Genomic DNA, 12482 nt, shown 5'->3' on the forward strand with positions numbered 1-12482 from the left:
AAATATTATGAAATATATACAGACTGTGCTTATTCTTGCAATTATTGTGGCTATTAGTTCTTGTAGAAAAGATTTTAGTGCAGTTGCAAGCTCTGGTAATCTAGAGTTCTCTAAGGACACTGTATTTTTAGACACAATTTTCACCAATATTGGTTCCTCTACCTACAACTTAAAAGTGTATAATAGAAGTAGCAACGCCATAAGTATTCCGCAAATTCGATTAGAAAATGGAATTACTTCTAACTATCGTTTAAATGTTGATGGGATTTCAGGCAAAGTATTTCAGGATATTGAAATATTAGCTAATGATAGCCTTTTTGTTTTTGTCGAAACAACAATAGACTTCTCTGCTCTTCCAGATCCGTTATATTTAGATAAAATTTTATTTGATACTGGAGATAATCAACAAGATGTTGATCTTGTTACTTTAGTTCAAGACGCAACATTTATTTTCCCAGAAAGAGATCCAATTACAATGGAAATCGATCAACTTACTTTGAATGGACAACCTACGACTATTAGAGGTCGTTATTTGGAAGACAGCGAACTTACTTTCACTAAAGAAAAGCCATATGTTATTTACGGATATGCGGCCGTTCCACCCAATAAAACCATGACAATTGAAGCAGGAGCTAGAATTCATTTCCATGACAACTCTGGTTTAATTGTAGACGAATTAGGAACTTTAAAAGTAAACGGAACATTAAGTGAAAAAGTTACCTTTGAAGGCGATCGTCTTGAACCTTTTTTCGATAAAGTTTCTGGTCAATGGGGAACTATTTGGATGCGCGCAGGAAGTAAAGATAATGAACTTAATCATGCAATTATCAAAAATGGAGTTATCGGAGTTTTAGTCGATAGTCTAGGAACTGCTGGAGTACCAACTTTAAAAATTGAAAACTCTGAAATCTACAATCAATCTAGCTTTGGAATTTTAGGAAGAGAAGCTCAAATTGAAGGAAATAATGTGGTCATTGGTGACGCAGGACAAGTATCATTGGCTGCTACTGTAGGAGGATCATATAAATTTACACATTCCACTTTTGCAAATTATTGGAACAATAGTCTGCGCTCCCTACCTGCTGTACTAGTGAATAATTTCTTCGTCTTTGAAAATGAACAAGGACAAGAAATTACAGATACAAGAAACTTAATTGCCGCTAACTTTACAAATTGTATCATCAATGGTAGTAACAATATTGAATTTGTTATCGACAGAGTAGATGGTGGTGGATTGTTTAATTATTTCATTGAAAATTGTTTAATTGAATTTGATGATTTCAATAATAATTTCGCTAACAATAACGAATTAAATTTTAGCAATACTTCTCACTACTTGAATAATATTATTAACGGAAATCCTGATTTTATTGGAAGATTTGACGAAGACTTCAGAATTGGTGACCAAAGTGATGCTATAAATAAAGCAAAGGCAACTATTTTCTCAATTGACTTATTAGGAATTAATAGATCTGGTTCTCCAGATATAGGTGCTTATCAACATATTATTCCCGAGTAATTTAAGTGATGTTATTCATTTAACTAAACACTTCCTACCTTTTATCGAATTTTATTTAAAACATTGAAATTCTGCATTATATTTGTAGTAAAGTTTGTTTCATTATAATTATTTATAGTAGTTAATTTGGTTTGTAAAGGACTATTTGTTAAGGATAACGAGTAGTCCTTTCTATTTATACAATTTTCACTAATCTTACTTTGAGATTAAGTTGAAAAATTCTTGCTTATCATCTAAAATTAAAGCCAAATATTTTGCTTTATTCTTAATTCCATAAATAGTTTCAAACTCAACTATTTCTTTAAAATGTATAATTGTATTATGCCCACACAACTTCCCTAAAAATGAAAAGTACTTTATATTGTCATCTTCAAAATCCTTAGAACTTAACTCTATTTTGTCTATATTTTCTAAAGGAATATTAGCATAACCAGCAAATCCAAATCTTAAAATTAAACAATCATTTTCCGTATCAAGAAGAATTGGTCTTTTCTTCATTGACCTAAACAATGCTAGAAATTGCAATAAAGCATAAACGCTTAAAAGAGTTAAAATCCATGCAATTATAATGCTCCATTTTTCTAGTAGTAGGTGTAATACAAAGGTTTCGATTAACATAACTAAAATAATCCCCAGAAACACTCCATTGTAAGTTCCTTCTTTATGATAACTATATGAATTTTCTTTGGATGGAGCTTTTTTCCAATCAAAAAACAAGTAATAAAAAACAGATATTTCAGTTGCTAAAAAGTGGGCTATTTTCTTTGAAAACACTTCGGTAGTTGCCATTTGAATCGTATCAAAAAAATCAACAGATTTGGAATTTTGCTTAAATGTTTTGAACAACAATCTTGCTTTATAAAAAATAAAACCAAATATCCCTAGCTCAACAACAGGAATAATAAAATCTTTAATCAAGACCAATAAATCCTGATCTGATTTTGGAAGTGAAAAACTTGCTAAAAAAGTTGATAGTATAAATACAGATATGACCGTAATTTTCGGAACTTCTTTTGTTCTTATAAGAAGAAAGTAGATGAAAGGAATCGTTACTAAAAAGTCAATTATAATGTAATTAGCGTAACTGTTATTATAAAAACTTGACTTTAAAAGAAGAACTAAACTTAAAAGAAGAAAAGCAGGAATAATTATAAAATTAAACCTGCTGCAATGTTTATATAATGTTAACATAATCAAACAATTATTATTATTAGTATCACTAATTCTTGTTTTGTTACATGAAAATAAAATTAATTCTAACTTTTTTCACATAATAAATTCTAAAAAAAAGTGATTCTTTTTTGATAGACTTTAAAAAAGTTTTAATAAAAAATTAAGTTTAAAAGAGAACTAAAAAACTAATTTCACAATAAAAAATCAAAAGTTGTATAACAAAAAATAAAATCGCAATTTTGATTTATTAATTAGCAAACTATTTTATGGAAGGTTTTTCAGGGCTTTTTTCTGATAAAAAGGGATTTAATTATTTTGGAAAAGGGAGTGAATTTGCGCTTATCCTTTTCAAGAACATTCTCTTAACTATTATAACTCTCGGAATTTATTATCCTTGGGCTAAAGTTGAAATTTTAAAGTATCATTATCAATCAACAGAAATTGATAAAAATTCATTTGTATTTAATGGAACAGCAAAAGAAGTATTTTTTGGATTTTTGAAAGTTTATGCGATTGTATTTATTTTTTATTTACTTCTGGGATATGGAGTTAGTATAGAAAGCCCTAAATTTATGGGAATTACTTTAGGAGTTTTTTACTTATTCTTCCTTCTGTTAATTCCTTTCGCTATTCACGGTGCTATTCGATATAGAGCTTCAAGGAGTTCTTGGAAAGGAATTCATTTTTCATATCTTGGAGACAAAATGGAATTGTTCTGGAAATTTCTTATTGGAACATTAATTACAATTTTAACTTTAGGAATATATGGCGCTTGGTTTAGCATCGATTTAAGAAAATATATTTTCAGTCACTTGCGTTTTGGAAATTTATCATTTGACTTTAAAGGTGAAGGAAGCACATTTTTTTTAATCAACCTGAAATTCTTTTTCTTATCTATCCTTACCTTAGGAATTTACTCTATTTGGTATATAAAAGAATTATTTTCTTACTATGCCGAGAACACAACCATTACGCAGAATGGAAGAGAAGTTAATTTTCGTTTCAATGCAAAACCAGGAGATGTTTTTGAGCTTTTAATTGTTAATTTTTTATTAGCAGTGGCAACTTTAGGTATCGCAACTCCTTGGATTATAATAAGGACACAAACTTTTATTTTCAGGTTTTTAGAAATTGAAGAAGGACTAAACACAGGCTCTATTCAAAAAATAAATTACGATAATTATACAGATGCATCAGGAGATAGTTTTTTAGATTTCTTAGATCTTGATCTTTTATAATAGCCCAATTAATGAAGAAAAAAATAGTTATTACAGGTACCAGCAGAGGAATTGGTTTTGAATTAGCACAACAATTCGCACTAGCTGGTCATCAAGTTATTGCGCTTTCTCGTAATAGCAAGCCATTAGAAAAAATAAATCACAATAATATACTTGCTATATCAACAGATTTAATGAATACAAATTCATTAGAAAAATCAGCTTCAATAATTCTGGAAAAATTTGGTTATGTTGATATTCTAATTAACAATGCTGGAATGTTAGTTAACAAACCTTTTGAAGAATTAACTTCTGAAGATTTCTTGAAAGTTTATCAAGTAAATGTTTTCGCTGTTGCACAACTTACGCAGAAACTAATTCCTAGTATGAAAAGTGGAAGCCATGTTGTAACAATAAGTAGTATGGGTGGAATTCAAGGAAGCATGAAGTTTCCAGGATTAGCTGCTTATAGCTCTGCCAAAGGAGCCGTCATTACGTTATCTGAATTATTAGCAGAAGAATATAAAGAAAAAGAAGTAGCGTTTAATGTTTTAGCCCTTGGTGCAGTACAAACAGAAATGTTAGAAGAAGCTTTCCCAGGATATCAAGCGCCAATTACAGCAAAAGAAATGGCAGATTACATTTTCAATTTTGCTTTATCAGGAAACAAAATTTACAATGGAAAGGTATTACAAGTTTCGAGTTCAACACCGTAATTTAATTGGAAAATATCCTACAAAAATACATAGCTAAAAAATCAATTCCTCTAGTAGTTTACTTAATTAATGAACACAAAGTAAATCTGAAAATTGTAAACGAAAGACAAACAAAACATGGTGATTTTAGAGCTTTACAAAATGGTAAAACTCAAATTACTGTAAACAATAATTTGAATAAGCATCAATTCTTGTTAACCTTAATCCATGAAATCGCTCATCATGTAACCTATAAAAAATTTGGACGAGTTCAACCACATGGTAAAGAATGGAAAACTGTTTTTCAGCATTTAATGTTACCTTTTATACAACCAGATATTTACCCTCCACACATTCTTCCTTATCTGGCGAATCACATGAAAAATCCGAAAGCCAGTACTGATGCAGATGTAAAATTATCATTAGTATTAAGAGAAGGTATGGCAAAACCGGGAAAGAGTTTTATATTTGATATTCCTATGGAAAGTGTATTTCAATACAAAAACACGCTTTACAGACGCGGAAATAAGAGAAGAACACGCTATGAGTGCATTAATTTATCGAACAAACGCGTTTATCTGTTTAATCAGAATGTAGAAGTTTTACCCGTAAATCAATAACCCATAAGAACTCACTATGAAGAATAATTTTTATGCCGTAATTATGGCTGGTGGAGTCGGATCTAGATTCTGGCCAGTTAGTACACAAAAGTTTCCAAAGCAATTTCATGACATGTTAGGAACTGGACAATCTTTAATTCAACGAACGTTTGAACGTATTAATGAATTGGTTCCAACAAGCAATATTATGATTGCTACAAATGAAAACTACGAGAAATTAGTACTTCAACAAATTCCTCAGTTAAACACGAAACAGTTATTACTTGAGCCAGAAATGAGAAATACTGCGCCTTGTATTTTATATTCGGCATTAAAAATTTATAATCAAAACCCAGAGGCTGTTATTCTTGTTGCGCCATCTGATCATTGGATCAAAGATGAAAGTGAATTTTTAAGAAACATAAAAACGTCATTTGAAGCTTGTGCTAACAAGGATATTCTAATGACTTTAGGAATTCAACCTGATCATCCGAATACTGGTTATGGTTACATTCAATATGAAAACGCTGATTCTGAAATAAAAAAAGTAAAAAACTTTACTGAAAAACCTGACTTAGCAACTGCTGAATCATTTCTTGAAAGTGGTGACTACCTTTGGAATGCAGGAATTTTTGTTTGGTCTGCTAAAAGTATTCTGAAAGCATTTAAAGCTTATTTGCCTGAAATGGTAGCTGTTCTTGACGATGGAAATAATGTTTACAATACAGACTTTGAAGACGATTTCATTAAAAACAACTACAAAGATTGTGAGAATATTTCTATTGACTTTGGAATCATGGAACGTGCAGAAAATGTTCATGTACTACCTGTAGATTTCGGCTGGAATGATTTAGGGACCTGGGGATCTTTATATGGTAAACTAAAGAAAGACGAAGACGATAATGCAGTTGTAGGAGCCAATGTTATATTTAGAGATGCTAGAGGAAACATGATTCGTACTGAAAACGGAAAACGTGTTGTTATTCAAGGATTGGAAGATTTTATTGTGGTTGAAAAGAAAGATATTATAATGATTTGTCCAAGAAAGGATGACCAAGATATCAAAAAAATCATGGCAGAAGCTCGTGATTCTTTCGGTAAAAAATTCGTTTAATCTTTAGGAATAACTCAATTCTTTAAAACCCTTATTTAAAAAAAATTATCCATTAAGTTGGGATTAGATATTACACATTTACAAGTTGTACCTAACAAAGAATTTGACTCTTTTACATTACTAAAAGAGGAAATCAAATCTTCATTGAAAGATGTAAATCTTCTGTCTGAGAATATTTTTTCAAGAGCTTTTACAAAAGGTATTTGGGAATATGTTGCTGTTTTTCGAAATGATGAAGAACTACAATTGGGAAAATCAATTCTTTTAAATAAGAAAGATGGATTTACTGATTTTAAACTATTCGCAACAGAAACTAATCCTGAATTGAAAAAATTAATTGTAAATTTTGAAGATTATAACCAACTGAATAGCTTTAATAAACATATCTTTAATGATAAGTTTACTGTAGATAGAAAATTGCAAATTCCTTATAAGAGTATCTCCTACGAAGGTGAACTTATGAAAGAAGTTGCTTACTTTAAAGAAATTGGTTATCAAAGAAAAGGAATGGATTCAACATTTTACAATTTTTACGAGAACGAAAGTTTTTATTGTCAATTAGAAAATTTTCAAAAACTTTTAGATTTCAATCATCCAAATAACCATATGTATCAAGAAGGAAATATTCAAAAACACTTTTTGAACTCCTACATCAAAGGAAAAAGCATTTTACATATAGATTGGTAATATATAAGACATAGGCCTTTCATATTTGCTACTATATTTTTACTCATTAATGTTCTCACTTTTTGAGCATTTTTTATTACCGAATAAACGCATCATATGTAAGTATTAATATTGTTTTATCAATGATACATGGACATATGATTGGTATTGAAAACCAATTTTTTGCGTTCTTCGATCTACCTGTTTCTTACCTCTATTTTCATTTACAAAATTTCTCATTCTGCAAAAGATAAACTAGAATTGTTCATTATTATATTGATTCTTTTCACATTGTTCCCTTTTTTAAACTTTAACGGAGTTTAAAGAATTATCAATAAACCTAAGTCTATTATTTAAAAATAAATTGAATATAAGTTTTGATCTTGATGGAACATTAATACCTTATAATGAGGAATTCGAAGCCGAAAAAAGAGGATTTAATAGAAGATTTTAGGTATAGAAAAATAAGAAAAGGATCTAGAGATTTAATACTTCTTCTTCAAAACAAAGGACATTCAATCAATATCTACACCGCTTCATTTAGAAATAAACATCAAATCAGAAAAACCTTCGAGTATTATGGTATCAAGGTTGATAAAATCATCAACCAAAAAGATAATAGTTCTGTTTTAAGAAATGAAAACTATAGTGCTTCTAAATATCTACCTGCTTTTAATTTCGATTTACATATTGATGATTTAACAGGTGTTGATTTGGAAAGTAAAAACTTAAACTTTACTGCAATAATAATTAAATCTTTTGAAGCTAATTGGGGAAAGTTAGAAATTCAAAAAGTAATTGAATTAGAAAAATTATACTTTGAATTTACACATTTTAAAAGAATGAAAATGATGGAGCAATTCTTTAAAGAAAAATCGCAAGCCAATACTTTTTACACACCCCAATATGAAACTTCAAAGTCCATTAATTTAATATTTGAAAACACGAATAATTTTACACCAGAAATTATCAATAATATTGAAAATCAATTATCAAAAGTAAAAAGCAAGAAGCATTTTGGAGACTCTCAATAGCATAATTATGAAATTCATGTTCTTAGTTTCGTTAAACAAAAACAACCAAAATTAACTAATCAACTTCCTACAATATAAAATCCACATTACCGAAATTAGATAAAATATAGAGTTCTATAACTCAAAACAGTCAAATTACACAATTTTTCTGACAAACTTTAACAAAACCAATAGCTTAAACAATTTTGGACTAATTTTGGCGTTTTCTTTTTTGAATTGAATGGGGCTTCAATTCATTAAGTAATACCGAATAAATTATTTAAGTCTAAGGTCGTTGATCTTTGGCTCGGGGAAAAATGAAAAATAAACTTTTACTACTAGCATTTACTATTTATTCAATAGCAAACGCACAACAATATACCTACGGTATTTATTTTCCTGATGGGGACAGAGAAAATAAATGTAACACGTTCACCAAGGTTTTTAAACAAAAACCAAACTACGTACGTTTTGGTGTTCGATTAGAAGACAATAAGTTATATTTTGAAGTTAATAACAGAAACTGGTATAATGCCTTGTTTAAGGAGCAAGGTGATGGAATTGCCGTTGATATTGTTCGTAGAAGTAGATATTCTTGTGACAAAGAAGTTAAGCCTTCACAAATTAGAGGTGTTCTTTTACCTCCCGTTTATGGAATTAATAAACCAGGAAAATTAAAAAGCATAAGCAGAAACAGATATAGAGTTTACATTGGTAAAGTACCTCCTAACTTACAAAAAGAAGAAATTGAATTTAATCTTCTATTTCTTCATAATAAAGCTTTTTGTAAATACTATACTATCTATAACCTAGAGAAGTATCCAAGAGATTTATTGGATATGGGAGTGTATTTAGATGACATTACATATAAAAACAAAAAGATTACCTCCAACAAAAATCATATTATAACAAATTATAAAAAATTAACATTTTCAATACCATTTGAAAAAGATAAATCAGAGTACAAACCAGAAGACATTAAACCTTTGTACGATTCTTTAAAGCTAACAGATTACAATATCAAAAAAATCAACATTAATGCTTATGCATCAGTTGAAGGTAGTGCTCAAAGAAATATCGAATTACAAAATCAACGTGCTAGAAGTATTGCAGGTTCCCTACAATCATTTCAAGAGCCTAGTATAATTACTAAAATTTCAACATCAGAAAACTGGGTAGAATTTTTCAATGATATCAAGAAAACGAAACATAAAAAATTAGTAAAGCTTCCAAAGAAAAATGTGAAAGCAAAACTAATAAATGAATATGCGGCCAATTTAGAACCGGTTTTAAGAAATCACAGAAAAGCAGTTGTTGTTTTATCTCTTGAGAAAAAGGATGAATTCGAGAAATTGCATGTTGATCAGTTAGTAACACTTTTCAATAAAGCTGTTCGCGCTGATAAACTAGAAGAAGCTTGTGCAATTCAAAATTCAATTTTAGATCGACTTCGTGACAAATTCAAACCACAAGTTTTGAAAAACATGAAAATCCCGAAGAGTAAGAAGTATTTACGATTACTAACTAAGAATTGTATTTTCAAATATTTTGTTGACTTAAAACAAACTTTAAATGTTGAAAAAGAACTTTTACAACTAGAAAAACTTGAACCAAATGATAAACGCTTAAAATATAATTTAGCCGTTTTAAAATTTATTATTTGGAAACACCGTGCTCGTGAAATAAATAGAGAAGAGTTTAAAAAAGAAATTATCAATCTTAAAGAATACGGAATTTCAAAAGATCTTATTGACAAAATGATTGTGAATTATCATATTGTAAAAGCTGAAGAAGATGCGAGAAAAAACAATCATAAAGGCAAAGATTCTTCTGTCAATTATGTTTTAAAATCATATCAAAATTTAATTCTTTCTGATTTTGACTATTTAAGTATAGCTCAGTTTTTTACTTATAACTCGACTATTTACGATGCAATTCACACAATTGAAAAAAAAGTAAACAACATTACTGTTGATGAGGATTTACTATTCTACTATTTAAATTTAACCATTACAAAAGAGGAGTTAACACAAACCGAAGCGTATAGAACTGTTATGTTAAACGCGATTAACATGAACAAAAAACGTTTTTGCAGCTTATATAATTCAGCTTTGAAAAAAGGGGTTACCTTTCAGTTACTCGAGGATGACTTTTTAAGAGCTACTCACTGTGAAAACTGTAGTAAATAGTATTACTTAGAGTTTTTAATAAATTCTTTTATCGAAGAATCGAAGTCGTTTTGATTTGATAAAAATGAATTGTGTATTTCAATGTAATACAAACTATCTATTTTACCTTTTAATCGAACAAAATCTTTTTCAGTAGTTAAAACAATTTTATTTTTTGATTGGAGACTTTTACGAGATGCTTCTATTCTAGAAAGATCTTGCTCTGAAAAATGGTGATGATCCGGAAACTGTAAATGTCTAAATTTCAACTCTCTTTCTTTCAAATATTTTATCAAACTCGTAGGTTTAGCAATTCCTGTGACTAAAATAAATTCTTCATTTAACTGTAAAAGTGGAATTAACTCCTCACCGCCTAATAAATTTTCATTGTATTCTATTTTTGAAAAAAAAAGTTTCTGATTTGGTAATAATCTAAGTTTTTTCTCAATAGATTTCATTTCGAAATCAGTTAACTGATTTGGACATTTTGTTACAACAACAATATCCGCTCTTTTTGCTCCACTCCTACTTTCTCTTAAATTACCTGTTGGTAGTAAAAAATCATGACAATACAAATCATCAAACTTGGTTAATAAAACGTAAAAACCTGCCTTTACTTTTCTATGTTGATATGCATCATCTAGCAAAACTACATTTGGTTGAACCAACCATAATAATTGAGTTATTCCATTGGTACGATTTGCATCTACGGCAACATTAATTCCATTAAATTTCGAAAAAAACTGTAAAGGTTCATCTCCTACATCTTCGGCTGAATGACTTTTATTAAGCAATTGAAAGCCTTCTGTTTTACGTTTATAACCTCTACTCAAAACAGCAAGTTTATATTCAGAATTTAATAGTCTGATTAAATATTCAATCTGTGGAGTTTTTCCTGTTCCACCCACCGTTAAATTTCCTACAGCAATTACAGGAATATTAAAAGATGTTGATTTTAACATATTTAAATCAAATAAAACATTTCGCACTTTTGTAATTACATTATATATAATAGCAAAAGGATATAGTAAAAAGCGGAATATTTTCATCTATTTGATTTTTTAAACACCTGAACACTTAAGAAACTTCCACCATATTCAGTAACTCACATAAACTTAAATTATTAGTTCAATAAATCCCTGAAATAAATAAAATTCATGTTCATTTAATCAGAACGAAAATACATTAAAAATCTTAACTTTGAAGTTAATAAAACTAGACAATGATAATTAGAGAAATAACAAATTATATAGAAAAAATTGCTCCACTTTCCTTTGCTGAAGATTTCGATAATGTTGGACTACTTGTTGGAAATTACAATTCAGAAGTATCAGGAGTCCTTGTTACTTTAGATACATTAGAAGAAACTGTTGATGAAGCAATAGCCAATAACTGTAACTTAATTGTAAGTTTCCATCCCATAATTTTTGGAGGTTTAAAAAAGTTAAATGGAAACAGTTATGTAGAAAGAGTTGTTTTAAAAGCAATTAAAAATAACATTGCTATTTATGCGACGCACACGGCTTTAGATAATTCAAAAGTTGGTGTTTCTGCGAAAATGTGTGAAGTATTGAATCTTCGAAACAATAAAATATTAATTCCTAAAAAAGGAATTATTAAAAAACTCACAACCTATGTTCCTTTCGGTGATGCTGATTATTTGAGAAATAAACTTTTCGAAGCTGGTGCGGGATCTATCGGTAATTATGACAACTGTTCTTTCAATGTAGAAGGGAAGGGTAGTTATAGAGGAAACGAACATTCCAATCCAACTGTTGGCAAGAAAGGTGAACTGCAATATGAAGAAGAAACTTGTATTACAGTTACTTTTGAAAGTTATCTTGAAAGTAAAATTTTAAGTACACTTTTCAAATATCATCAATATGAAGAAGTTGCATATGAAGTTATAACTTTAAACAATAAACATCAAAATGTTGGTATGGGAATGATAGGTGAGTTAGAAAATCCTATGAACGAAAATGAATTCTTAGAGTTTGTAAAATCTACCTTTAAAACAGACTGTGTTCGTCATTCAAAACGACTAGGGAAATCAATCAAAAAAGTTGCAGTATTAGGGGGTGCAGGCAGTTTTGCTATTTCAAACGCAATACGAGAAAAAGCGGATGCTTATATTAGTGCTGACTTTAAATATCACGAATTTTTTAAGGCGGAAAATTGTATTTTATTGGCCGATGTTGGACATTATGAAAGTGAACAGTTTACAAAAAACCTTTTAGTTGACTATCTTACAAAAAAATTCACTAATTTTGCGATTCGTTTAAGCGAAAAGAGTACAAATCCAATACATTATATTTAAT

General features: G+C 29.2%; 11 protein-coding genes. 9 read left to right on the forward strand and 2 right to left on the reverse strand.

All coding sequences use genetic code 11. The features are described 5' to 3' along the window. Nucleotides 1-7: 7 nt before the first annotated feature. Nucleotides 8-1519: a hypothetical protein gene (locus BTO06_RS10475; RefSeq protein WP_100925258.1), complete on the forward strand. Its 1512-nt coding sequence runs from the start codon at nucleotides 8-10 to the stop codon at nucleotides 1517-1519. A gap of 195 nt (nucleotides 1520-1714) precedes the next feature. On the opposite strand, the gene BTO06_RS10480 is transcribed toward BTO06_RS10475, so the two are convergent. After that, the gene (locus BTO06_RS10480) at nucleotides 1715-2710 is read right to left on the reverse strand and encodes a hypothetical protein (protein WP_100925259.1); all 996 of its coding nucleotides are present in this window, start codon (nucleotides 2708-2710) and stop codon (nucleotides 1715-1717) included. Between the two features lie 248 nt (nucleotides 2711-2958). Here BTO06_RS10480 and BTO06_RS10485 point away from each other — a divergent pair, with 248 nt between their 5' ends. The 7 genes from BTO06_RS10485 (at nucleotide 2959) to BTO06_RS10515 (ending at nucleotide 10185) form a co-directional block, all read left to right on the forward strand. Continuing rightward, nucleotides 2959-3930, forward strand: a complete 972-nt coding sequence (locus BTO06_RS10485) for a YjgN family protein (RefSeq protein WP_100925260.1) — start codon at nucleotides 2959-2961, stop codon at nucleotides 3928-3930. Between the two features lie 11 nt (nucleotides 3931-3941). Then, nucleotides 3942-4625 (forward strand): SDR family NAD(P)-dependent oxidoreductase, encoded by a 684-nt coding sequence (locus tag BTO06_RS10490; RefSeq protein WP_100925261.1) that lies wholly within the window; start codon nucleotides 3942-3944, stop codon nucleotides 4623-4625. 5 nt (nucleotides 4626-4630) lie between these two features. Then, nucleotides 4631-5224 carry a SprT-like domain-containing protein gene (locus BTO06_RS10495; protein WP_100925262.1) on the forward strand — a complete coding sequence of 198 codons (594 nt, stop codon included), beginning with the start codon at nucleotides 4631-4633 and terminating at the stop codon, nucleotides 5222-5224. A 16-nt stretch (nucleotides 5225-5240) separates the two neighbouring features. Next, nucleotides 5241-6317 carry a mannose-1-phosphate guanylyltransferase gene (locus tag BTO06_RS10500; RefSeq protein WP_100925263.1) on the forward strand — a complete coding sequence of 359 codons (1077 nt, stop codon included), beginning with the start codon at nucleotides 5241-5243 and terminating at the stop codon, nucleotides 6315-6317. 57 nt (nucleotides 6318-6374) lie between these two features. Beyond that, complete coding sequence (locus BTO06_RS10505) at nucleotides 6375-7004, forward strand: hypothetical protein (RefSeq protein ID WP_100925264.1); 630 nt, start codon at nucleotides 6375-6377, stop codon at nucleotides 7002-7004. Between the two features lie 386 nt (nucleotides 7005-7390). Continuing rightward, a complete protein-coding gene (locus tag BTO06_RS18685) occupies nucleotides 7391-8017 on the forward strand; it encodes a hypothetical protein (protein ID WP_198517070.1) in 627 nt (208 codons plus the stop codon). Nucleotides 8018-8313: 296 nt separating this feature from the next. Further along, nucleotides 8314-10185 carry a hypothetical protein gene (locus tag BTO06_RS10515; protein ID WP_100925265.1) on the forward strand — a complete coding sequence of 624 codons (1872 nt, stop codon included), beginning with the start codon at nucleotides 8314-8316 and terminating at the stop codon, nucleotides 10183-10185. A 2-nt stretch (nucleotides 10186-10187) separates the two neighbouring features. Here BTO06_RS10515 and lpxK read toward each other — a convergent pair whose 3' ends face one another. Continuing rightward, on the reverse strand, nucleotides 10188-11213 hold the full coding sequence (gene lpxK / locus BTO06_RS10520; RefSeq protein ID WP_100925266.1) for a tetraacyldisaccharide 4'-kinase: 1026 nt from the start codon (nucleotides 11211-11213) through the stop codon (nucleotides 10188-10190). A gap of 173 nt (nucleotides 11214-11386) precedes the next feature. Here lpxK and BTO06_RS10525 point away from each other — a divergent pair, with 173 nt between their 5' ends. Next, nucleotides 11387-12481 carry a Nif3-like dinuclear metal center hexameric protein gene (locus BTO06_RS10525; RefSeq protein ID WP_100925267.1) on the forward strand — a complete coding sequence of 365 codons (1095 nt, stop codon included), beginning with the start codon at nucleotides 11387-11389 and terminating at the stop codon, nucleotides 12479-12481. Nucleotide 12482 lies beyond the last annotated feature (1 nt).

Origin of the sequence: Tenacibaculum sp. SZ-18 (assembly GCF_002813915.1) — a bacterium.
GTDB lineage: Bacteria > Bacteroidota > Bacteroidia > Flavobacteriales > Flavobacteriaceae > Polaribacter.

Excerpts from the sequence above, each read along its gene's own strand:
- BTO06_RS10515 (WP_100925265.1), top strand. The coding sequence starts at position 8,314 with ATGAAAAATAAACTTTTACTACTAGCATTTACTATTTATTCAATAGCA.
- BTO06_RS10480 (WP_100925259.1), bottom strand. The coding sequence starts at position 2,710 with ATGTTAACATTATATAAACATTGCAGCAGGTTTAATTTTATAATTATT.
- BTO06_RS10475 (WP_100925258.1), top strand. The coding sequence starts at position 8 with ATGAAATATATACAGACTGTGCTTATTCTTGCAATTATTGTGGCTATT.
- BTO06_RS10525 (WP_100925267.1), top strand. The coding sequence starts at position 11,387 with ATGATAATTAGAGAAATAACAAATTATATAGAAAAAATTGCTCCACTT.
- lpxK (WP_100925266.1), bottom strand. The coding sequence starts at position 11,213 with ATGAAAATATTCCGCTTTTTACTATATCCTTTTGCTATTATATATAAT.
- BTO06_RS10490 (WP_100925261.1), top strand. The coding sequence starts at position 3,942 with ATGAAGAAAAAAATAGTTATTACAGGTACCAGCAGAGGAATTGGTTTT.
- BTO06_RS18685 (WP_198517070.1), top strand. The coding sequence starts at position 7,391 with ATGAGGAATTCGAAGCCGAAAAAAGAGGATTTAATAGAAGATTTTAGG.
- BTO06_RS10500 (WP_100925263.1), top strand. The coding sequence starts at position 5,241 with ATGAAGAATAATTTTTATGCCGTAATTATGGCTGGTGGAGTCGGATCT.
- BTO06_RS10485 (WP_100925260.1), top strand. The coding sequence starts at position 2,959 with ATGGAAGGTTTTTCAGGGCTTTTTTCTGATAAAAAGGGATTTAATTAT.